This is a genomic window from Luteibacter sp., from assembly GCF_009912395.1.
Classification (GTDB): Bacteria; Pseudomonadota; Gammaproteobacteria; order Xanthomonadales; family Rhodanobacteraceae; genus Luteibacter.
The window spans coordinates 126821-148706 of the sequence record NZ_WNDO01000012.1; the positions used below are offsets into that span (position 1 = coordinate 126821).

A 21886-nucleotide genomic window follows, 5' to 3' on the forward strand; every position below is an offset into this window, starting at 1 on the left:
GTGCGGTTTTTCGCACCGGAACACCTCATGCGCATCGGCATCGACTTTGGAACCAGCTATTCGGCGGCCGCCGCCGTGGTGGACGGGCAGCTCCAGCTGGTCCGCTTCGGCGAGGCGTGGCAGTTCCGCACCGCCGTGTTCTTCCCCGAGGTGGTGCCGGACGTGGACGATTTCGTGCTCACCCCGGCCCTGGAAGCCCAGGTGGACGCTTTCGTGCGCTCGGTCCGCGCCGATGAGCGCCAGTCCGGCCGGACCCCGCGCGCAGAGTCCGCGGTGCGTCGCGACGCCATCCGCGTGGTCCGCCGCCAGTGGATGGAGGAGCGCATCCGCGAGGCCTCCGGGTCCGTCGCCAGCTTCCAGGACGCCCTGTTCGGCGAGGAGGCCGTCGAGGCCTATCTCGAGGAGGGCAGCGGCAACCTCATCGAGTCGCCGAAGTCCATGTTCGGCTATCGCCTGGACCCGCGGGTCCGTAAGACGATCGTCAGCATCGCCGCCCACATCCTCGAACATGTGCGCTTGGTGGCCACCCGCCAGTTCGGCGAACCGGTTCGCGAGGCGGTGATCGGCCGGCCCGTGGAGTTTCGCAGCTCGATGGGTGCCGCCGGCGGCGAGCAGGCCTTGTCCATCCTGCGGGAAGCCGCCGGAGTTGCCGGCTTCGACGATGTGTCCTTTCTGGAGGAACCGGCTGCCGCGGCCATGCACTACCACCTGTCGTTGCCCGAGCGGCAGCGGGCGCTGATCGTCGATATCGGCGGCGGTACCACCGACGTGGCCTATGCCGAGCTTGGCGCGGGCCAGGCGCCGGTGATGCGCCGCAGCTGGGGTCTGCCGCGGGGCGGTACCGACCTGGACGTGGGCATGAGCCTGCATGCCTTCATGCCGCTGTTCGGCAAGGATGCCGGCGCCGTGCCCGTGCACCATTTCGTCGAGGCGGCCAGTGTCCACAACCTTCCCAAGCAGCGTGAGTTCCGCAAGCAGGACTACCGGATGGTCGACGAACCCTACGGCCAGCGCCTTCGCGCGCTCCAGGGAACGGGGGCGACCACGCGCCTTAATCAGGCGGCGGAACGCATGAAGATCGATCTAAGTGGAAAATCGTCGGCGAACGCCTCGCTGGAATTTATCGAGCCCGGACTGGCTGTGGATGCGGCTCCCGCGGATTTTTTCGCGGCGTCGGAAGATTTTCTCGATCGAATTTCCCGCCTGCTGGATCAGGCTCGATTGGATATTGGGGAGGCGCCGGCGAGCATTTTCCTGACAGGTGGTACGTCGCGTTCTCCGCAGGTGCGCGACAAGGTCGCCGAACGCTTCGAGGGTGTGCCCGTGGTGCACGGAGACCCGTCGTTGGGCGTGGTGTCGGGACTGGCACAGGCGGCACTTTTGTCAAATTCGTCAGATAGTTTCATCTGACGTTACGCGAAATCGGCATTTTCACGAAGTACTGGTATTTTCTGTCTTACACGGTTAGTTATATGTAATGAGCATTTCGTGCCGGTAACTGGCGGAACGCCCTATTTAGGGAGTATTTTTCCAATCGCATGCAGGCTGGCGTGCCGGGACGTTGCGGGGGTGTTTATGGGAGTGAGGTGCGTTCGGTTCAGGAGGGGCAACGGAGGGGGCGTTGCCGGGTCACAGGATCGCCGCGACGATGCTGTCCCGCCGATGCGACAGTTGTTGAACGAGTTCCACACGGAGGTCCATGCATGAGCCGTCCATCCGATGTGCAGGGGTTGGAGGACTACGATCTGGTCACGCTGGGCGCCGCGCTCGGTGTCTGCGACGTCGACCTGCTTACATTGAGTCCGGCACGTCCGCGTGCCGCGATCGCCACCAAGACCCATGACGGGGTTACCTACTTCAGCGCGCACATCGATTTCGACGTGCGCGGGTCGCTGACCGTTCCCGACGATTCGTGCATGCTCGTTTATCTGCACGAAGCCGGTGAACGCAGCTGGTGCCAGGGTGTGGGTATCGAATCCGACATGGCCGTCACGTTGTTGAGGGGCACGCCCACCGACTTCATGTTCGAGCGGGGCACGCGCTTCACCCTGGTGATCGCACCGTATGCCCGTTTCCGTAGCCGCTTCATGGCCTCGGATCACGCCGATGTCGACATGGCCGCGCAGCGGCTGCGTCTGTTCTCGGTGCATTCCGACCACCTCAAGCGTGCTTATCGACAAATCCGCGATCGCGTGAATGAAGCCGATGACACGGGCTTCGGCCCTGTCGAGGATCTGCTCGACGAGCATATCCGCGTGGCGCTGGCGTCGTCGTCCGAGGAACGCCCGGTGGCGTCGAGAGGTCGTCGCGCACATTACCAGGTGATGCGCCGGGCCGAGCGTTTCATGCGCGCCAACCTGCGTCGCGACATCTACTCGCACGAGTTGTGTCAGGCCGCAGGCGCCAGCGAGCGCGGATTGCGTTATGCCTTCGACGACCTGCTGGGTATTCCGCCCAATCGTTATCTCGCCATGTTGCGCCTGTGCACGGCGCATCGCAGCCTGATCACGGCCGAGGCGGGACGTCGTTCGGTGAAGTCCGTGGCGCTGAGTTGCGGCATGTGGGATCTCTCGCGCTTCGCTGAGAAGTACCGTAGCGTGTTCGGCGAGCAGCCTCGTGAAACGCTCACGCGTAGCGTGGCGGCCGAGGATCTCGCGGCAGCGGGCGAGGGTGGTTACGACGGCTGGTAATCCGGGGCGGCACGTCATCGTGCCGTTTCAGGCCATCCGATTGCCGCAATTGATCAACGGTATCCGGATGCTCCTCCTCTAATCGAAACCCAGCGCGTCAAGGACGCAGGGAGTCGATACGGGGGAACTGCCGTGAATCGTTCAGTAGCCTTGTTCATGAGGCGCGTCGCCAGTGCGACGCGCCTTTTGTTTGCCGTCTCGCGTCGCCTCGCGGCAGCGAGGATCGCCATGCTCGCCACGCTGGTGTTCGTCACCGGAAACGTGGCGGCCGAACAGGTCGCACAGCCCCGCCAGGGGGCGACGACGAGCGACGCCACGGTGTCCGTCGGCAAAGACAAGCCGTCCGCCACGAAGAAAGCGAAAAAAGCATCCACGGACGAGGACGACACGGAGACGTCCGCGACCACGGCCAGTGCCAAAGACGACGCGCCAGTGACGGCATCGATAAGCGGCGTCAATACGCTCGCGCCGCAAGCCAGTGGCCGGGCGGTGTTTACCTCGACACCCTTGATGGCGACCAACATGGCGACGCCGCAAGCCTTCGGCCCATCGATCATCGCACCCGGCGATCCGCGTTATCCGTTGCCTGCCGAGCCGTTTCGCGCCGGCCTTATCCTCGGCTCGGGCGGTCTCGTCGCGCCATCGAATACCGCGCTCGCGCCGACGATTACCTCGTTGCTCAATCCCAGCTCGCAGTTCATCAACAGCGGCGCGCTGAACCTCAACACGGTGAACATTACCAGCACCTTCCAGAGCCTCGGCATCGGCGCGGCCAACCTGGTCAACCTCACGCCCACCTCGACGGCGATCAACGGCACGTTGTTGGGACAGAATCAGCACCTGACCCTGTTGGGTGGCGTCACGTCCGACAGCTACATCACCAACATCAATCGCGGTACCGACAACTTCGGCAATGGCCCGCTCGGCGGCATTCTGCTGCCTGGTGGCTCGCCGGCATGGTCAGCGGATTGCGCGAGTCTCCTGGGTATTCCGCTGGCCCGCTGCTGGGCGGTGAACCCCGCGCAGGACAACCAGGTGATCGTCGGCGACAGGGCGACGGCCAATGGCTCCCAGGAAGTGGTGATCGGTCGTGGCGCGAGCCATACCTTGCCCAGCGAAGACGCCAACTCGGTTTTCCCGGGCGCAGGCCGCAACGATCCGAACAATCCGTCTGGCGTACCGACTAACGACTTCGCCTCGCGCAAGGGCAACTCGGTGGTGATCGGCGATAGCGCGGCGGGTACGGCGAATGCGCAGACGATCCTCGGCGCGAATGCGACGTCGACCCAGGTCAACAGCGTGGTGCTCGGCAACGCGTCGCTCGGCGATCGCGCGGCGCAGGCCAGCTACACGCCTTATGGCCTGACCGCGGCGCAGGCTTCAGTCGGTGCCGTTTCCGTGGGTAGCACCGGCAACGAGCGCCAGATCGCCCACGTGGCGGCCGGCAGCGACAACTACGATGCGGTCAACGTCCTCCAGTTGAAGGGAGCGCTCGCGGGCATCGGCGCGCTGGATCTGCTCGCCGTCACCTACGATCCCGATGCCAACGGCTTGCCGACCAATTCCATCACGCTCAAAGGCACCGGTACCGGTACGGTGGGCTTGCACAACCTGGCACCCGCCGCGCTCAGTGCGACGAGCACGGATGCCGTTAACGGCACGCAGCTCAACACGACCAACCAGGCGGTGGCGACGTACTTCGGCGGCACCACGACGGCGAACGGCGCGGGTGTGTTCACGGCACCGACGTTCAACACGCCCGCGATCAGCACCACCGGTGTCGTCACCCCCGGTACGGCGAACAACGTCACCACGGCCTTCAGCACCGTGGGTACCTCGCTTACCGCGCTAAACACGCAGATCGCCAACATCACGGCCGGTACGCTCCCGTACCTGAAGATCAATTCCACCGGTGCGCCGAGCACGGCGACAGGCGTCGATGGCATCGCACTCGGTGCGGGCGCTTCCGCAGGCAACGCCAACAGCCTTGCCCTCGGTGCGGGATCGACGACGACCGTCGGTGCGCAGACGGGCTATACGGCCATCGGTATCGCCACGCCGCAGAGTTCGCTCGGCGAGGTCGCCATCGGTACGCGCAAAATCACGGGCCTTGCGGCGGGCAGTGCCGCGACCGACGCGGTGAACGTTGCGCAGCTCACCGGTGTGAGCAATACGGTGACCTCGCTCGGCAAACTGGCTGTTCTCTACGACGCGGATGGCGCCGGTAACGCGCTCAACCATGTCAGCCTCGTCGGCGCAGGTGGCGGCACCGTCGGGCTCGGCAATCTCGGCCCCGCCGCGCTCAGCGCCACCAGCACGGACGCGGTGAACGGCACGCAACTCAACACCACCAACCAGGCCGTTGCGACGTTCTTCGGCGGAACGACCACGGCAAATGGTGCCGGCGTGTTCACGGCGCCCACCTTCAACGCACCGTCGATCAGCAGCACAGGTGTCGTCACCCCTGGCACGGCGAGCGATGTCACCACGGCGTTCAGCCGGGTGGGTGGTTCGCTCACCGCACTGAACACGCAGATATCCAACATCACGGCGGGCAGCCTGCCGTACCTGAAGATCAACTCCACGGGTGCGCCCAGCACGGCGACGGGCGTCGACGGCATCGCGCTTGGCGCGGGTGCTTCGGCGGGCAACGCGAACAGCCTCGCCCTTGGTGCGGGATCGACGACGACGGTCGGTGCGCAGACGGGCTATACGGCAATCGGTATCGCCGCGCCGCAGAGCTCGCTCGGCGAGGTCGCCATCGGCACGCGCAAGCTTACCGGTCTCGCAGCGGGCAGTGCGGCGACCGATGCGGTGAATGTCGCGCAGCTCACCGGCGTGAACAATGCGGTGACCGCAATCGGCAAGCTCGCGGTGCAGTACGACGCCGACGGCGCCGGCAATGCCACCAACCATGTCAGTCTCGTCGGCACCGGTGCGGGCAGCGTCGGGCTCGGCAACCTCGGCGCGGGTGCCGTCACGGCGACGAGCCTCGACGCCGTCAACGGTACCCAGCTGTTTGGTACCAATACGACGCTGGCCGGATACCTCGGCGCCGGTGCATCGTTCACGGGTGGCGTGTTCACGCCGCCTGCGTTCTCCATCGGCAGCATCGATCTCGCGGGCAACGTCACACGCAGCACCTACGGCACCGTGGGCGCCGCGCTGTCCCAGCTCGACACGTCGGTGGGCAACGTGAATACACGCCTGAACGCGTTGAGCGGCGCCGATTACCTGGCAGTGAATTCCACGGCCGCGCTGCCGACTGCGACGGGCGCGGAGGGCATCGCCATTGGCGGTGCCGCGACGGCGGTAGGGGCCAGTGGCGTCGCGATCGGTAACGGTGCGTCGGCGAACAATGCCAACAGCGTCGCGATCGGTGCGGGCTCGGTAACCACCGTGGGTGCGCAGACAGGCTATGTGGGTTATGGGCTGGCCGCACCGCAGACCTCGCTTGGCGAGGTCAATGTGGGTACGCGCAAGATTACGGGTGTCGCCGCGGGCAGCATTCCCACTGACGCCGTCAACGTCGCGCAGCTGTCTTCCGTGGGCGCAACCGTCACCGCCTGGGCAGGCGGCGGCGCGACCTACGATGCGGCGACCGGTACCTTCACCGCGCCCCTGTACGCGCTGGGTACGGTCAACGGCGACGGCACGGTCACGGCCGGCAACTACGGCTCGACGGGCGGCGCCCTGTCCTCCGTAAACACCTCGCTGGGCAATCTCAATACGCGCCTCAACGCGCTCAGTGGTGCCTCCGGTTACGTCAAGGTCAACTCCACGGCCGCCGCCGCAACGGCAACCGGTGCCGAATCCGTGGCCATTGGCGGTGCATCGGTCGCCTCGGTGGGCAACGCCATCGCCATCGGCAATGGCGCGTCGGCGACCAACGCGAACAGCATCGCGCTGGGTAGTGGGGCGGCGACCACCGTGGGCGCGCAAACGGGATACACCGCCTACGGCATCGTCGCGCCGCAGACTTCCAGTGGCGAGTTGAACCTCGGCAATCGCAAGATCACCGGCGTGGCCCCGGGCACGCTGGATACCGACGCGGCGAACGTCCAGCAACTGCGTGCCGTGAGCGGCGACGTGGGCGCGCTTGGCCGGCTGGCCGTGCGCTACGACGACGACGGTGCGGGTAACCCCACCAACAACATCACCCTCACAGGTACGGGAACGGGTACGGTCGGCATCCACAACGTCGCACCGGGCGCGCTCAGCGCGACGAGCCACGACGCGGTCAACGGCACCCAGCTCAACACCACCAACCAGGCCGTAGCCACGATCCTGGGCGGCGGCACGACGGTGGACGCTGGCGGCAACTTCACCGGCCCGACCTATGCGGTGCCCGTCATCGGTACGGATGGCAGCAACACGCCGGGCACGGCCGGTACGGTCGGCGGCGCATTGACGACCCTTGGCGACTCGCTAGGCAACGTGAACACGCGTATCTCGTCGCTGTATACCGGTGGCCTGAAGTACGTGCAGGTCAACTCCACAGCCGCCGCAGCGACGGCGACGGGCGCCGAAGGCATCGCCATCGGTGGCGGCGCGACGGCAGCTAACGCGAACAGCGTCGCGCTGGGCGGCAACTCCGCGACCACCGTCGGTGCTCGCACGAACTACACCGCTTACGCGTTGACCGCGCCGCAGAATTCCACCGGAGAAGTGAACATCGGCAATCGCCAGCTCACGGGCGTCGCCGCGGGCTTCGCCGATGGCGATGCGGTGAACGTGGCGCAGCTGCGCGCGGTGAACGACAACATTGGCCAGGCGACCGCGGCGTCGGTTACCTACGATCTCGGCGCGGGAGGGACCAAGCTCAACCACATCACCTTGACGGGTGGCACGGCCGGCGCCGTCGGTATCGGCAACCTGGCGAACGGCGCGGTGGCGGCAGGCAGCCTGGATGCGGTGAATGGCAGCCAGCTGTTCGCATCGAACAGCGCCATGGTGGGCTTCTTCGGTGCCGGGGCCGCGTTCGATCCAGCGACCGCCGTCTTCACGGCGCCGGCGTTCGCCCTGCGTCCGGTGGATGCGAGCGGCAATGTGTCGACGGCCAGCTACGGCAACGTCGGCGCCGCCTTCAGCTCCCTCGATGGCTCGGTGAACGTGCTCAACGCACGCGTCAACAGCCTCGCCTCCGGCCTGAACTCGCCGTATCTGGCCGTGACCTCCACCCAAGCGCCCGCACAGGCCACGGGAACGGAAAGCGTCGCGATCGGCGGTGGCACGGTGGCATCGGCCGCCGACGCCGTGGCATACGGCTCGCAGGCGCAGGCCGTTGCAACGGGTGCCAGCGCGCTTGGCGTGGGTTCGCAGGCCAGCGTGGCCGGCGCGGTCGCGCTGGGCTCGGGTTCGGTGGCTAGCCGCACGGGCAGCGGCACGGAAGCCTATAGCGGCGTCGCCATTCCCGCGCAGGGCGCGGTATCGGTGGGCAGCACCGGCAGTGAACGGCAGATCGTCAACGTGGCGGGTGGTACGGCCGACACCGACGCGGTGAACCTGCGCCAGCTTCGCGCGGTGGCCAACCTGGCCGGCAGCATCGGCGCCTCGTCCGTGCAATACGACGATGCCACGCATACCAGTGTCACCCTCAACGCGGGCGGGGCGGCCGCGCGCATCGGCAACGTTGCCGCCGGCAGCATCGCCCAGGCCAGTGCCGACGCCATCACGGGCGGACAGCTGTGGAACTGGACGCAGAATGCCGGTAACTCCTTCAGCAATATCGCGCTGTACAACAGCATCCTCGCGTTGCAGCAGGGCAGTGGCGGCACGGGTAACGGTGCACTGAGCGTCAATAACAGCAACAACCTACCCAATGCCGCGTCGGCGGGCGGCAACAGCGTGGCGGTGGGCGCGGGCGCGAGCTCGGCGTCGGCCAACAGCACGGTCGTCGGCAACGGCGCCCAGGCCACGGCCAACAACGCGGTGGCGCTCGGCCAGGGTTCGGTGGCGGATCGGGCCAACACCGTTTCGGTGGGCAGCAAGGGTGCGGAACGGCAGATCGCCAACGTCGCGGCGGGTACCGCCGATACCGACGCGGCGAATGTGAGCCAGGTGAACGCGGTTCGTGCGGCGGGCGTCCACTACGATACGCGCGCGGATGGAAGCGTCGACTACGGCAACGTCAGCCTCGGCGCGGCGGGCACCCCGGCGGTCGTCCACAACGTCGCCGCGGGTACCGCCACGACCGACGCCGCCAACATCGGCCAGCTCAACCAGGTGGCCGACTGGTCGCGTAGCTACACCGACCAGCGCGTCAACGCCATGAACCGCGACATCCAGAACGCCAACAACCGGGCCAGCGCGGGTGTCGCCTCGGCGATGGCGATGGCGGGTTTGCCGCAGGCGACCACGCCAGGGCGTAACATGGCGGCCATAGCGGGCGGCACGTTCCGCGGCGAGTCGAGCATCGCGGTCGGCTTGTCCACGGTCAGCGACGGCGGCGGCTGGGTCTACAAGCTCAGCGGCACGGCCAATTCGCGAGGCGATGCCGGATTCAGTGTGGGCGCAGGCATGGAGTGGTGATGATGGAACAAGGGGCGACACGATCCGAACCGGTCAACTTCGGGTTGCCTTCATCGGGGCGTAGCGGTATTGGTATGGCCGGTCACATTTTGCCAGTCATGCCGAAACGTCTCGATATACGGCTCATCGCTCCATCCGGATACGCGGAAGACCGCGCCGCCTGCCAACGTGGCATCGAACGCCTGCAGGCGGCCGGCCACACCATCCTCGGGGATGGCGTGGTCGATCGCGTGGCGCTCCGCTTCGCGGGCAGCGACGCGGAGCGCGCCGCTGACATCAACGCCCTGGCCGATCCCGACACCGCCTTGCCTGACGTGGCGATGGCCATCTGCGGCGGCTACGGCGCCATCGCCCTCCTCGAGGACATCGATTACGCAGGGCTCGCGGCGCGTTTCCGTGAATCGTCCTGCGTGTTCGTCGGCCACGGCGACTTCACCGCCATCCAGTGCGCGCTTCATGCGAAAGCCGGCATCGGTTCCCTGCATGGCCCGATGCTGGTGCCCGACTTCGGCCCCGCCTACCTGCGCGAAAGTACCTGGCGTCATTTCTGGCAGACCATCCAGGAGCCGCGCACGGAGATGGGCTGGATCTGCACCGAGCCCCAGCCCGACGTGCAGGTGGAAGGCACGCTGTGGGGCGGCAACCTGTCCGCCCTGTGCAGTCTCCTGGGCACCCCGTACCTACCGTCGTTCGATGGCGGCATCCTCTACCTCGAAGAGACCGGCGAGCAGGCGTACCGCGTCGAACGCATGCTTTACGAGTTGAAGCTCGCCGGTGTGCTCGATCGGCAGCGCGCCATCCTGTTGGGCGGCTTGGGCGGGCAGCGGGTCAGCGAATACGACAACGGCTACGATCTCGACCACGCGCTGGAGCGGTTCCGCAGGATCTGCGACGTGCCGATGCTCCGCGGCCTCGTCTTCGGCCATGGTCCGGACAAGTGGACGATTCCCTTCGGTGCGAAGGGCATGCTGAGGGTGGTGGGAGGAACGGCGACGCTTTCCGCGTTTGGCTATGCGCATACCGGCATGACCGGCGCCGGAGCGGCACGTCGCGCCGACGGATGAAGCTGCAAGTATCGAATTTGCAACAATCACGCCAACACCCTTGATCATCAATAACTTACGATTTGCCGTCAGGTTCAAGCCCGAGCAGTCCTTGCCGATAAAGGGCAAGCTTTTTCTCTCGGGAGTGATGGGTAATGACGATCAAATGGCGAATCGTGCTGACGATGGCCGGTGCATTGGTGGCGGCCATCGTCATCGGCGTCACCGGCCTGGTGGCGCTGGGGCGGACCCAGTCCAGTCTCGAATCGATGTACAAGGACACCTTGATGCCGGTCGTCCATGTGACGAGCGTGCGGACGGCCCTGCTGGAGCAGCGGGCAGCGCTCAACCGGGCCTTCGTGGTGGCGACACCGGAGGCGGTCGCCGAAGCCCGCAAGCGCGTCGAGGCCATCGGCGCCACGCGTGACAAGGCCTGGGCAGCCTATTACCCGGCCCTGGTGACCAGCGATGATGAGATGGCGTCGGCCAAGGCGTTCATCGCCGCCCGGCAGGCGGTAGATCAGCACATGGTGGAGGCGCTGGACAAGGCGGCGGGCGACCGCGCGGCGGCGGTAACCTTCCTCGTCAAGACCATGGCGCCGATCTTCGACGCCGCGACGGATGAGATCGGCAAGATCGTCGCCGAGAACGAGCGGCAGGCCGACGAGGCCTTCACCGAATCCTCCCAGCGCGAGCAGCGCATCGTGATGTTGACGGTGGGCGTGCTCGTGGTCGCCGCGATCCTGATCGCCCTTGCGGGTTTCCTCCTTGCCCGTGCGGTGATGGTGCCGCTGCTGCGGGCTCGTGATCTCGCTGGCAAGATCAGCCAGGGCGATCTCAACCATCACCTGCAGGTCGAGGGTAGCGACGAGCTGAGCGACATGCTCCGTTCGCTGTCCACCATGGACGTGAAGCTGACCGAGATCGTGGGTCGCGTACGCGACAACGCCCGACAGGTGACGTATGCGGCGCGCGACATTTCGGGCGGTTCCGACGACCTTTCCAGCCGTACCCAGGAGCAGGCCTCCTCGTTGGAGGAAACCGCTGCGTCGATGGAGGAGATGACCGCCACCGTGCGCGAGAACTTCGAGGGCGCGGAAGTGGCGCGCGACCTCACGGCATCCCTGCTGCGCGACGCGACCGCCGGTCATGAGGTTGCCGTGGATGCGGTCGGCGCCATGGAGCAGATCACCGAAGCCAGCCGCAGCGTGGGCGAGATCGCCGTGCTGATCGACGAAATCGCGTTCCAGACCAACCTGCTGGCGCTCAACGCGGCTGTCGAGGCGGCACGTGCCGGCGAACAGGGCAGGAGATTCGCGGTGGTGGCTGGCGAAGTGCGTTCGCTCGCCCAGCGCAGCGCCACGGCCGCGCGCGACATCAAGAAACTGATCGGCGAGGCCGCCGATCGCGTCGATACGGGCTCCGTGCTCGTGCGTCGCACCGGCGATGCGCTGGCCTTGATCGGCAGCGGGGCCAACAAGGTGTCCGGCATCGTGGGCAATATCGCGGCCGCTTCGTTGCAGCAATCCGCGGGTATCGAACAGGTCAACAGCGCCGTGACGGCGCTTGACGACGTTACCCAGCAGAACGCGGCGTTGGTGGAAGAAACCAGCGCGGCCAGCCGGCAGATGCTGGAACTGGCGGAAGAGCTGATGCGTCAGGTGGCCTTCTTCCACATCGATGGCGAGGCCGAGCCCATCGATGCTCCCGTGCGTGCCCAGCGCCCGATCGCACCGTCGGTGACCCGCGTGGCGCCGAAGGGCGACCATGACGCGGTGGCCTGGCAAGAGTTTTGATCGCGTCGGGGCACGGATGCCCCGTTCATCTGCCAGCCAGCTACGAAGCGCAGTTCCCGGTAGCCTTCTCGCGCAGGTTTCCCCTTTCGCGACGACACCATGACCGACCCTCTACATACACCGCACGACCGTGCGGCGATTCCGCTCGCCCCTTCGTTGGACCAGGCCCTCGTCGATGCCCGTATGCCGACGCGGTTGCCGCTGCTCGACAGCCGTATCGTCCGCATCTGCCTGCTGGCCATCGGTCTGGGCATGGGCGTTGCCTGCGTGGCGCGCCTGCTCACCATGCTGATCGGGTTGGTGACCAACCTGGCGTTCTACGGGCGGCTCAGCACCAGCTTCGCCAGCCCCGCCGGCCACCACCTCGGTGCCTGGGTGATCGTGCTACCCGCCATCGGCGGCATCGTGGTCGGCGCCATGGCGCGCTGGGGTTCGCGTGCGATTCGCGGCCATGGCATTCCGGAGGCCATGGAGCAGGTGCTGACGAACGAGAGCCGCATCCCCGCACGGATGACCTGGCTCAAGCCCGTGTCGTCGGCGATCGCCATCGGTACGGGCGGCCCGTTCGGTGCCGAAGGCCCGATCATCGCCACGGGTGGTGCGCTGGGTTCCTTGCTGGGCCAGCGCCTGCCCGTGAGCGCCGACGAGCGGAAGACCTTGCTCGCGGCCGGCGCGGCGGCCGGCATGGCGGCGGTGTTCAGCGCGCCCGTTTCGGCGGTGCTGCTGAGCATCGAACTGCTGCTGTTCGAACGTCGCGCGCGTTCGCTGCTGCCGGTGGCGTTGGCCGCGGCGGCCGGTACGGGCGTGCGCTTCATGGTCGAAGGCGCAGGGCCGGTCTTTCCGATGCCGGCGCTCGCGCCCGTCGCACCCGTGGCCCTGGTTATGTACGCGGTGCTTGGCCTACTGATGGGCGTGGCCGGCGTGGGCATCACCCGCCTGACCTATGGCATCGAGGATGCCTTCGAAAAGCTGCCGATCCACTGGATGTGGTGGCCGGCGCTGGGCGGACTGGTCGTGGGTGCCGTTGGCTACGTGGCGCCCGCGACACTGGGCGTGGGCTACGACAACATCGTCGCGGTCATCTCCGGGCATCTTGGCCTCGCGGCGATGGCGTGGCTCGCGCTGGCAAAGCTGGTGTCGTGGTCGGTGGCGTTGGGCAGCGGCACATCCGGCGGCACCCTGGCGCCGCTGTTCACCATCGGTGGCGCGGCAGGCGGCGTGGCGGGTGTATTGATGGCCCAGTTGCCTTGGCTGCACGTGGATCCGCGCATGGCGGCGCTCATCGGCATGGCGGCCCTGTTCGCCGGCGCCTCACGGGCGTTGATGACCTCGGCGGTGTTCGTCTTCGAAACCACCATGCAGCCCCATGCCTTGCTGCCGCTCCTCGCGGCCTGCGCGACGGCCTACATCGTCTCGGGCTTGATGATGCGCCACACCATCATGACCGAGAAGATCGCCCGCCGCGGAGTGTACGTCCCCACCGACTTCGTCGCCGACCGCCCAATGTAGGAGCGCGCCCTGCGCGCGACAGGTCGGAGAAGTGAGCCGATCGCTAACGCGGCCTTGTAGGAGCGCGCTTGCGCGCGATCGCGCGCAAGCGCGCTCCTACAGGCGACTCGCGGCCGATCCGAGGGCAAAGAAAAACCCGGCGCCTCGCGGCGCCGGGTTTCGTTTCACACGACGGCGATCTTACTTGCCGGCGGTGGAGGTCGCAGCCGGAGCGGTTTCGGTGCCGGCGGCGGCCTTCTTGTGGCTCTTCTTGTGGGTCGACTTCATCGTGCCGTCGGCGGCGCCGGCGGCGGTCGAGGACGAGGCCGGGGCCGACTCGGCGTTGGCCTTCTTATGAGCCTTGTGATGGGCCGGCTTGGCGGCGGCCGTCGACGCGGACGCCGGAGCGGCGCTGTCCTGCGCGAACGCGGCGCCGCTGAGGAGGGTGCAACCAGCCAGCATAGCGAGGATCAGTTTCGTGTTGCGCATGAAGAAGTCTCCTTGAAAGCGTTGGGGTGTGCTACGGATCGTGCTGCTTCAAACGGTGTACGTGTTGCCTGTCGCTCCGGCGATGGCCGGGCGAGCCTTACTTGGCGGCAGCCTTGGCCGGCTTGGTGGCCTTCTTGTGCGGCGCCTTCTTGTGATGGGTGTTCTTGGCCGTCTGCTTATGGGCGGCGGCGTGATGAGTGGCGCTGGTCGGAGCCTTGGCCGGAGCCGGAGCGGCATCCTGCGCGAACGCCGCGCCGCTGAGGACGGTGCAACCCACAAGCATCGCGAGGATCAGTTTCGTGTTGCGCATGACGACGGTCTCCTTGAAACGAATGGCGCCATGAAAAGGACCACGATGCACGGCGCTTGAGCATCGCTTTCCCGGGAAACCCGGATGTGTACGTTCGGTGCAGAAGCTAGCGCTTTTTATCTGAACTGTGTCGTGGTCCATACGACATTTCGTAGATTGCGTTCAGGTTGGAATTAGTCTGCGTTAAGTGTCGGTACGGCGTACACGGCTTTGCCGGAAAAGCAGGGCGATAGGGCAATTTCTTGCGATCGCTCAGAATTCCAGCTCCTGGGCGGCGCACAGGTAATCCACCATCGGCGCGAGGCGCTTGAAATTGTCCACCACGAAGGGCAGCAGCTCCGTCGAACAGGCGAGATCCTCGTCGAAATTCTGGCCGGCGGCGAAGTTCTTCCGTTTCAGCTCCTCGATCAATTCGTGGTTGGGATCGAAGCCGCGTGGCGGGCGCGTGAGGTTTTCGCCCCAGAAGGTGTAGCGCTCGCGGAACGCCTTGCCGTGCGTGGCGCGCTTCCAGGCATCCGGGTTGTCGGCCAAAAATTCGCGCAGGTTCTTCAACACCGGCGGATCGGGATGCCACATGCCGGCGCCGACGAAACAGTCGTCCGGCTGGATGTGCACGTAGAACCCGGGCGCCTGGATCTCGTGGCGGCGTTCGTGGAAGAAACGCGAGCCCTGCCAGTTCTTGTACGGCTGCTTGTCGTTGGCGAAGCGCGTATCGCGGTGGATGCGATAGAGCGAGCCGCCGACCTTGCGCGGATCGGCGCGGAAGTGCGAGCTGATTTTCGCCAGCGGCGCCTGCAGGTCGACGATCAGCTGGGTGAACGGCTCGCGCACGTGGCGCTCGTAGTCGTCCTTGTGCGCCTGGAACCATTCGCGGCTGTTGTTGCGGGCCAGCGACTTGAAGAAACGGAAGGTGGCGGGGCTGAAGTAGCTCTTGTGCGGCATGGTGGGCTCGTTAGCGCAATTGGGTCGCCCAGGCGTCCAGCTCGTCGAGCAGGGCGTGAGGGGCGTCGGGCAGGGCGCGCAGGGTGGCCAGTTCGGCGGCGAAGTCGTCGAAGGTCAGGGTTGCGAGTGGCCCGTGGCGGGTAAGACGGTCGAGCCGGAAGGCTTCCCAGCGGGCGTGTTCTTCCGCATCGAGCGTTTCCGGCCAGTTGCGCGCCCGATAGCGGAACAACAGCTCCGGATACCGGGTGTCCCGGAAAGGGAAGGAGCGTGAGCCCAGTTGTTCCGGCGGCGTGCCGCGGACCTCCGCGAGCAGGCCGCGATCGGCATTCGGCAGGAACGCACCGTAGAGGCCCAGCTCGGGGTCCTCGGCAGGTGGCATCTCGGCGGCATGGCCGTAGACGCGGCGGAGCTTTTCCGCCAGGCCGGAAGCCTCGCGCAGCGACGCCAGGTGGCGATCCACCGCCTCCATGTCGAGGCCTAGGCGCCCGAGATCGGCGTCCTTGAGCACGGACATCGGCGCGAGCGCCGGCGCGTGGTTGGCGCGGATGGTGCGCAGGGCGATACGTTCGACCCCTTCGGGCAGATCGGCGCGGGAGGTGAACACGCGGTCGGCGATGTCGCCGTCATCCAGGGCCAGCAGGTCGGCCGGGTCCGCCGTGAGGTCGTACACGATGATCTCGCCCTGGCGCGAGGGGTGGGCGGCCAGCGGGGCGATCACGGTCAGGCATTGGCGACTGGCCGGGTAGCGCGAGGACACATGTACCACCGGCGTCATCGCCGCGACGTCGAGCAGTTCGAACACCCGCTGCTTGCGCCGCAGGGCGAAGTACCAGTCCCACAGGCGCGGCTGCTGCTGTCGGATCAGCCGGGCGAGGCCGATCAGCGCCTCGACGTCGGAAAGCGCATCATGGGCACGCTCCTGCTTCAGGCCGTTGGCCCGAGCCAGGTGTTCGAGCTTGAAGCTGGGCAGACCGGTGCCGTCGTCGCGGGTGGGCCAGACGATGCCTTCGGGGCGCAGCGCCTGGCACATGCGAACGAGGTCGATCAGGTCCCAGCGCGAATTGCCGTTTTCCCATTCGCGCCCGTACGGATCGTAGAAGTTGCGGTACAGGAGGTGGCGGGTGAACTCGTCGTCGAAGCGCAGGGAGTTGTAACCCACCGTGCAGGTACCGGGACGGGCGATCTCGTCGTGGATCGCCGCCGCGAATTCCGCCTCGCGCAGGCCTTCGCGCTCGGCAAGCTGTGGCGCGAAGCCGGTGACCAGGCTCGCGACGGGCTGGGGTAGGACGTCCCGCGGTGGTTTGCAGTAGATCATCAGCGGTTCGCCGATGATCTCGAGATTGGCGTCGGTACGGATGCCGGCGAACTGCGCGGGACGGTCGCGCCGAGGGTCGGTGCCGAAGGTCTCGTAGTCGTGCCAGTAGAAGGTCGGTTCGGCCATCCGACGATGATCGCACGCCACGACCTGATTTCGACGGCCCTTGCCGCTAGACTTCCCGCATTCAAAGGAGCCCCCATGTCGCAAGCGCACGAAGACAACCTGATCTGGATCGACCTCGAGATGACCGGTCTGGACACGGACAACGATTCGATCCTCGAGATCGCCACCATCGTGACCGACAAGGATCTCAACGTGCTCGCCGAGGGCCCCGTCTTCGCGATCTCCCACTCCGACGCACGGCTGCAGGAGATGGACGCCTGGAACCGGAACCAGCACACCCGATCGGGACTGTGGAAGCAGGTGGTGGAGTCGGACCACCACGCCGACGAGGCCGAGGACGCCACGATCGCCTTCCTCAAGAAGTGGGTGCCAACCGGCAAGTCGCCCATGTGCGGCAACTCGATCTGCCAGGATCGCCGCTTCCTGCATCGCGAGATGCCGAAGCTGGAACGTTACTTTCATTACCGCAACCTCGACGTCTCCACGCTCAAGGAACTGTCGCGTCGCTGGTCGCCGGAGATCGCCAAGGGCTTTCAGAAAGACTCCGCCCACACGGCGCTGTCGGACATTCGCGATTCCATCGACGAGCTGCGCTACTACCGTCGCTTCATGGGCGCCATCGGCGGCACGCAACAGGGCTGATCCCATGAGCTTCGATCCCTTCGCCGCCTCCCTGGACTGCAACGGTCGCGCGCTGGTCCTCGACCGGCCGCGTGTCGTCGGCATCGTCAACGTCACCCCGGATTCCTTCTCCGACGGCGGCCGCCACGCCACGCTGGAGGCCGCCTATGCGCACGCCATGCGTCTGGCGGAAGAGGGCGCCGACATGCTCGACGTTGGTGGCGAATCCACCCGCCCCGGTGCCGACGACGTGTCTGCCGAGGAGGAGATCCGCCGTGTCGTGCCGTTGATCGAGCGCCTGGTGGCCGCCACGACCCTGCCGATCTCCATTGACACCTCCAAGCCGGAGGTGATGCGTGCGGCGGTGGGGGCGGGTGCCGGGATGATCAACGACGTCTACGCTCTGCGTCGCGACGGTGCGCTGGACGCCGCGGCGGATCTGCGTGTCCCGGTCTGCCTGATGCACATGCAGGGCGAGCCGCGCGGCATGCAGGATGCGCCGTCCTACGACGATGTCGTGGGCGAGGTGCACCGTTTCCTCACCGACCGCCTGTTCGCCTGCGAACTGGCCGGTATCGATCGACGCCGGATCCTGGTCGACCCGGGCTTCGGCTTCGGCAAGGACCTGGACCACAACCTGGCGTTGTTGCGCGCCATGGGCCGCTTCGCCGAACTCGGTGCGGGTGCGTATGCGGGCCTGTCGCGGAAATCGATGATCGGCCGGCTCACCGGTCGCATGGAGCCCGTGGACCGCCTCGCCGGTTCCGTGGCCGCCGCGCTCATCGCGGTGCAGCGCGGGGCGATCATGGTCCGTGTCCACGACGTGGCGGCCACGGTCGATGCGTTGGCGGTCTGGGCGGCCGTGAAGGCCGGTGACACCGCACCCCGGGTCGACAAGCCCGCCATGCCGCGCTGGCCGGACGACGACTGAGGCCGTTCGTCGGCGTATGATTCTTCGTCCCTGGAAGGATTTAGAGCCATGAGCGAACGTAAATACTTCGGTACGGACGGTATCCGCGGCCGGGTGGGCAGCTACCCGATCAGCGCCGATTTCATCCTCCGGCTCGGCCGCGCCGCAGGCGCCGTGCTGGCGCGTCGCCGCGCCGCGGACCGTCGCCCCGCCGGTGCCGGTCCCGACCGTCGCGACCACAACCGCAAGGTGATGGTCGTCATCGGCAAGGACACCCGGGTCTCGGGCTACATGTTCGAATCCGCACTGGAAGCCGGCCTCGTCGCCTCCGGCGCCGATGTTCGCCTGCTCGGACCCATGCCCACCCCTGGCGTCGCCTACCTGACGCGCTCCCTGCGTGCCGACGCTGGCATCGTCATCAGCGCCTCGCACAATCCGCACCAGGACAACGGCATCAAGTTCTTCTCCGGCCAGGGGGAGAAGCTCGACGACCAACTGGAAGCCGAGATCGAGGCCGAGCTGGACGCGGACTTCGCCACGGTGGCGTCCGAATCGCTGGGCAAGGCCAGCCGCGTGGACGACGCGGTCACCAAGTACGCCGAGTTCTGCAAGTCCACGGTCAGCGACGATTTCACGCTGCGCGGCCTGCGTCTTGTCCTCGACTGCGCGCACGGCGCGACGTACCAGGTCGCTCCGAAGGTATTCCGCGAACTGGGCGCTGAGGTAACCACCATCGGCGCCGAACCCGACGGTCTCAACATCAACCGCGACGTCGGTTCGACGGCGCCTGACGCGCTGGCGCGCGCGGTGGTCGAACGTGGCGCCGATCTTGGCATCGCCTTCGACGGCGACGGCGACCGCATGCGCATCATCGACCAGGACGGCAGCATCACCGACGGCGACGACATGCTCTACGTCATCGCCCGGCACTGGAAGAAGAAGGCGACGCTGCCCGGCGCAGTGGTCGGCACGCTGATGAGCAACTACGGTCTTCAGCGCGCGATGAAGCAGATGGACATCCCCTTCGTCCGCGCCAACGTGGGCGATCGCTACGTGCTCCAGCAGCTCAAGGAGCACGGTGGCGTGCTCGGTGGCGAAACCTCGGGGCACGTGCTGTGCCTGGACCGCTTCACCACGGGTGACGGCATCGTTGCCGCGCTGGCGCTCTTGGAGGCGTTGGGCGAGGCGGGCGAGACCTTCGCCGAAGCCCGCGCCGACCTCGTCAAATTGCCGCAGACGATGATCAACGTCCGTGTCGAGGGCGCCAAGGCGGCGCTGGGCACGGACACCGTGAAGCAGGCCCTGGCCGAGGTGGAGCGTGCGCTGGAAGGCCGCGGTCGCGTCGTCTTGCGCGCCTCCGGCACCGAGCCGCTGGTCCGCGTCACGATCGAGGCCGCCGACGCGGCGGAAGTGGAACGTCTGGCGGCACAGCTTGCCGAGGCCGTAAAATCGGCGGCCCAGGCCGCTGCCTGAACCAACGCAGAGATCCCATGAAGAAGGTTCCCACCCTCGACATCCGTCGCTACGAGACCGACCGCGACGCCTTCGTCGCCGAACTCGGCGCCGCCTATCGTGAATTCGGCTTCTGCTGCATCAGCGGCCATGGCATCCCGAAGGAAGCCATCGACGGCGCGTATGACGCGTTCAAGCGCTTCTTCGCGCTGCCCGACGACACCAAGCGCAAGTACCACATCCCGGGCGGTGGCGGCGCGCGCGGCTACACCCCGTTCAAGGTCGAGACCGCGAAGGATTCGAAGTTCGCCGATCTCAAGGAGTTCTGGCACATCGGTCGCGAGATCCCGCGCGACTCGAAATTCGCCGACGTGATGCCCCCCAACGTGTGGCCGGTGGAAGTGCCCGACCTCAAGGACAAGGGCTACGGCATCTACGAGGCGCTCGACCAGCTCGGCGCGCGCGTGCTGCGTGCCCTGGCGCTGCATATCGACCTGCCGGAGAACTTCTTCGACGACAAGGTCAACGTGGGCAATTCCATCCTGCGTCCGATCCACTATCCGCCGATCACGCAGACCGACGTCCCCAACGTGCGCGCCGGCGCCCATGAGGACATCAACTTCATCACGCTGCTCGTCGGTGCCAGCACCGCCGGCCTGGAAGTGCTTACCCGCGAGGGTGCGTGGCTGCCGATCACCAGCGAAGGCGACGCCATCGTGGTGAACATCGGCGACATGCTCCAGCGCCTGACCAACCACGTGTACCCGTCCACCACGCATCGGGTGACCAATCCGCAGGGCGACGCTGCCCGCCAGCCGCGCTACTCGGTGCCGTTCTTCCTGCACCCGAACCCCGACGTGGTCCTCGACGTGCTGCCCTCCTGCATCACGCCGGACAACCCGAAGCGCTACGACACGCCGATCACGGCGCACGAGTATCTTCAGGAACGTCTGCGCGAGATCAAGCTGATCTGACCGCGGCTTAGCGGGTTTTTCACCGGGAGGGTCGGAGCATCGACCCTCCCGGTTCCGTTTCCGGAGATACCGATGCCCTCACGCCCGCGACCCAGCAAGCGCGCCAAGCGCTCCGCACCCCGATCCAAGGCCCAACGCGCCCGTCGCCTGCGCACGGTCCGCGCCCGCGGCCGCGCCTGATGCTGTTGTAGGAGCGCGCTTGCGCGCGATGGGTCTGCCGCAACGTGGATCGCGCGCAAGCGCGCTCCTACAGTGCGTTGTCAGGGCGCCAACGCATCGCTCGTATCCGCCCGCTCCCCGCGATGCAACCACGGATGCGCAAACACGGCGCCCAGGATGACTGCCACCCCGAGATAGAACGTCCACCCCAGTTGGCGCTGCTCGCCCAGTAGCGGAATCGCCAGCACGATGGCGTATATCGGCTCCAGATTCGTGATCATCTGCGTGGCGAAGGCCGACATGTGGCGCAACGCCGCCAACAAGGTGGCGAACGGCAGCAGCGTGCAGCCGAAGGCCAGCAACAGCAGAAGCCAGGTATCGTGCAGGTCGGGCAGCACGAAGGCGGGATGGGCGACGAAGGGTGCCAACAACGTGAGAAACAGCGTGCCGGTGCCCAGTTCGAGGCAGGTCGCAGTGAAGGTGTCGGCCTGGTCCGCGAGACGTTTGTTGATGGCCGCGAAGATGGCCACCAGCAACGCGGAAAGCACGCCTATCGCCAACCCGAGTCGCATGCTGTCCGGCATGCCGCCCGCGACCAACGCCACACCCGGCACCACGGCCACGCCGATCAAAAGCTCACGGGGATCGAAGCGTCGGCGGGCGATCCAGGGTTCCACGAAGGCGAGAAACACCGGCGCGGTCGCCAGGCAGGTGGCGGCGACCGACGCGTTCGCCATCTTCACGGCGGCATAGAAGGTGAGCCAATGCAGGGCCACGGTGACACCGGCGCCGGCGTAGGCCAGGCGTAGCCGACCAGGCATGGCACGCAGGCCGCGCCATACGCGCGGCAGGCAAAGCAGGGCGACGGATACCAGTCCCATGCGCCACCACACCAGCGGCAACGCCGGCAGGGTGATCAGCTTGCCGAGGATGGCGGTGAATCCCCAGAGAATCACGCACAGGTGGACCTGGAGATGGGCTTTGCGGGTCGGTGTCATCAGCCGGGCCGTGTGTAGGAGCGCGCTTGCGCGCGACAATCC

The 21886-nt window shown here is 66.7% G+C and carries 15 protein-coding genes; 10 read left to right on the forward strand and 5 right to left on the reverse strand.

Annotated elements, in window-relative coordinates:
- Nucleotides 1-27 precede the first annotated feature (27 nt).
- The 6 genes from GAK28_RS12670 to GAK28_RS12695 all read left to right on the forward strand — a co-directional run bounded on the left by GAK28_RS12670 (nt 28) and on the right by GAK28_RS12695 (nt 13569).
- Complete coding sequence (locus tag GAK28_RS12670) at nt 28-1410, forward strand: Hsp70 family protein (RefSeq protein ID WP_291779453.1); 1383 nt, start codon at nt 28-30, stop codon at nt 1408-1410.
- 293 nt (nt 1411-1703) lie between these two features.
- Nucleotides 1704-2690, forward strand: coding sequence for a helix-turn-helix domain-containing protein (locus GAK28_RS12675; protein ID WP_291779456.1), 987 nt, complete (start codon nt 1704-1706; stop codon nt 2688-2690).
- 132 nt (nt 2691-2822) lie between these two features.
- Entirely contained in the window at nt 2823-9221 is a 6399-nt protein-coding gene (locus GAK28_RS12680; protein WP_291779459.1) for a YadA-like family protein, read from the forward strand.
- Nucleotides 9222-9319: 98 nt separating this feature from the next.
- Nucleotides 9320-10285, forward strand: coding sequence for an LD-carboxypeptidase (locus tag GAK28_RS12685; protein WP_291779462.1), 966 nt, complete (start codon nt 9320-9322; stop codon nt 10283-10285).
- 134 nt (nt 10286-10419) lie between these two features.
- Entirely contained in the window at nt 10420-12060 is a 1641-nt protein-coding gene (locus GAK28_RS12690; RefSeq protein WP_291779465.1) for a methyl-accepting chemotaxis protein, read from the forward strand.
- A gap of 99 nt (nt 12061-12159) precedes the next feature.
- Nucleotides 12160-13569: a chloride channel protein gene (locus GAK28_RS12695; protein WP_343161870.1), complete on the forward strand. Its 1410-nt coding sequence runs from the start codon at nt 12160-12162 to the stop codon at nt 13567-13569.
- A gap of 180 nt (nt 13570-13749) precedes the next feature.
- On the opposite strand, the gene GAK28_RS12700 is transcribed toward GAK28_RS12695, so the two are convergent.
- The 4 genes from GAK28_RS12700 to sbcB form a co-directional block, all read right to left on the reverse strand.
- The gene (locus tag GAK28_RS12700) at nt 13750-14037 is read right to left on the reverse strand and encodes a hypothetical protein (RefSeq protein ID WP_291779468.1); all 288 of its coding nucleotides are present in this window, start codon (nt 14035-14037) and stop codon (nt 13750-13752) included.
- Nucleotides 14038-14134: 97 nt separating this feature from the next.
- Nucleotides 14135-14347 carry a hypothetical protein gene (locus GAK28_RS12705; RefSeq protein WP_291779471.1) on the reverse strand — a complete coding sequence of 71 codons (213 nt, stop codon included), beginning with the start codon at nt 14345-14347 and terminating at the stop codon, nt 14135-14137.
- A gap of 252 nt (nt 14348-14599) precedes the next feature.
- Nucleotides 14600-15289 (reverse strand): DUF2461 domain-containing protein, encoded by a 690-nt coding sequence (locus tag GAK28_RS12710; RefSeq protein WP_291779474.1) that lies wholly within the window; start codon nt 15287-15289, stop codon nt 14600-14602.
- Between the two features lie 10 nt (nt 15290-15299).
- The gene (sbcB, locus tag GAK28_RS12715) at nt 15300-16730 is read right to left on the reverse strand and encodes an exodeoxyribonuclease I (RefSeq protein WP_291779477.1); all 1431 of its coding nucleotides are present in this window, start codon (nt 16728-16730) and stop codon (nt 15300-15302) included.
- Nucleotides 16731-16805: 75 nt separating this feature from the next.
- On the opposite strand from sbcB, the gene orn reads away from it, so the two are divergent.
- Genes orn through GAK28_RS12735 form a run of 4 tightly spaced genes read left to right on the forward strand, consistent with a single transcriptional unit; the run spans nt 16806 to nt 20687 of the window.
- Entirely contained in the window at nt 16806-17372 is a 567-nt protein-coding gene (gene orn, locus GAK28_RS12720) for an oligoribonuclease (RefSeq protein ID WP_291779479.1), read from the forward strand.
- Between the two features lie 4 nt (nt 17373-17376).
- Nucleotides 17377-18282: a dihydropteroate synthase gene (folP, locus tag GAK28_RS12725; RefSeq protein WP_291779482.1), complete on the forward strand. Its 906-nt coding sequence runs from the start codon at nt 17377-17379 to the stop codon at nt 18280-18282.
- A 48-nt stretch (nt 18283-18330) separates the two neighbouring features.
- Nucleotides 18331-19734, forward strand: a complete 1404-nt coding sequence (gene glmM / locus GAK28_RS12730) for a phosphoglucosamine mutase (protein WP_291779485.1) — start codon at nt 18331-18333, stop codon at nt 19732-19734.
- A 17-nt stretch (nt 19735-19751) separates the two neighbouring features.
- A complete protein-coding gene (locus GAK28_RS12735; protein WP_291779488.1) occupies nt 19752-20687 on the forward strand; it encodes a 2-oxoglutarate and iron-dependent oxygenase domain-containing protein in 936 nt (311 codons plus the stop codon).
- Between the two features lie 260 nt (nt 20688-20947).
- On the opposite strand, the gene GAK28_RS12740 is transcribed toward GAK28_RS12735, so the two are convergent.
- Nucleotides 20948-21844 (reverse strand): DMT family transporter, encoded by an 897-nt coding sequence (locus tag GAK28_RS12740; RefSeq protein WP_291779491.1) that lies wholly within the window; start codon nt 21842-21844, stop codon nt 20948-20950.
- Nucleotides 21845-21886 lie beyond the last annotated feature (42 nt).

What these genes read in the sequence shown, in the direction of transcription:
- GAK28_RS12670 (WP_291779453.1), top strand. Translation starts at nt 28, where the DNA reads ATGCGCATCGGCATCGACTTTGGAACCAGCTATTCGGCGGCCGCCGCC.
- GAK28_RS12675 (WP_291779456.1), top strand. Translation starts at nt 1,704, where the DNA reads ATGAGCCGTCCATCCGATGTGCAGGGGTTGGAGGACTACGATCTGGTC.
- GAK28_RS12685 (WP_291779462.1), top strand. Translation starts at nt 9,320, where the DNA reads ATGCCGAAACGTCTCGATATACGGCTCATCGCTCCATCCGGATACGCG.
- GAK28_RS12690 (WP_291779465.1), top strand. Translation starts at nt 10,420, where the DNA reads ATGACGATCAAATGGCGAATCGTGCTGACGATGGCCGGTGCATTGGTG.
- GAK28_RS12695 (WP_343161870.1), top strand. Translation starts at nt 12,160, where the DNA reads ATGACCGACCCTCTACATACACCGCACGACCGTGCGGCGATTCCGCTC.
- GAK28_RS12700 (WP_291779468.1), bottom strand. Translation starts at nt 14,037, where the DNA reads ATGCGCAACACGAAACTGATCCTCGCTATGCTGGCTGGTTGCACCCTC.
- GAK28_RS12705 (WP_291779471.1), bottom strand. Translation starts at nt 14,347, where the DNA reads ATGCGCAACACGAAACTGATCCTCGCGATGCTTGTGGGTTGCACCGTC.
- GAK28_RS12710 (WP_291779474.1), bottom strand. Translation starts at nt 15,289, where the DNA reads ATGCCGCACAAGAGCTACTTCAGCCCCGCCACCTTCCGTTTCTTCAAG.
- sbcB (WP_291779477.1), bottom strand. Translation starts at nt 16,730, where the DNA reads ATGGCCGAACCGACCTTCTACTGGCACGACTACGAGACCTTCGGCACC.
- orn (WP_291779479.1), top strand. Translation starts at nt 16,806, where the DNA reads ATGTCGCAAGCGCACGAAGACAACCTGATCTGGATCGACCTCGAGATG.
- folP (WP_291779482.1), top strand. Translation starts at nt 17,377, where the DNA reads ATGAGCTTCGATCCCTTCGCCGCCTCCCTGGACTGCAACGGTCGCGCG.
- glmM (WP_291779485.1), top strand. Translation starts at nt 18,331, where the DNA reads ATGAGCGAACGTAAATACTTCGGTACGGACGGTATCCGCGGCCGGGTG.
- GAK28_RS12735 (WP_291779488.1), top strand. Translation starts at nt 19,752, where the DNA reads ATGAAGAAGGTTCCCACCCTCGACATCCGTCGCTACGAGACCGACCGC.
- GAK28_RS12740 (WP_291779491.1), bottom strand. Translation starts at nt 21,844, where the DNA reads ATGACACCGACCCGCAAAGCCCATCTCCAGGTCCACCTGTGCGTGATT.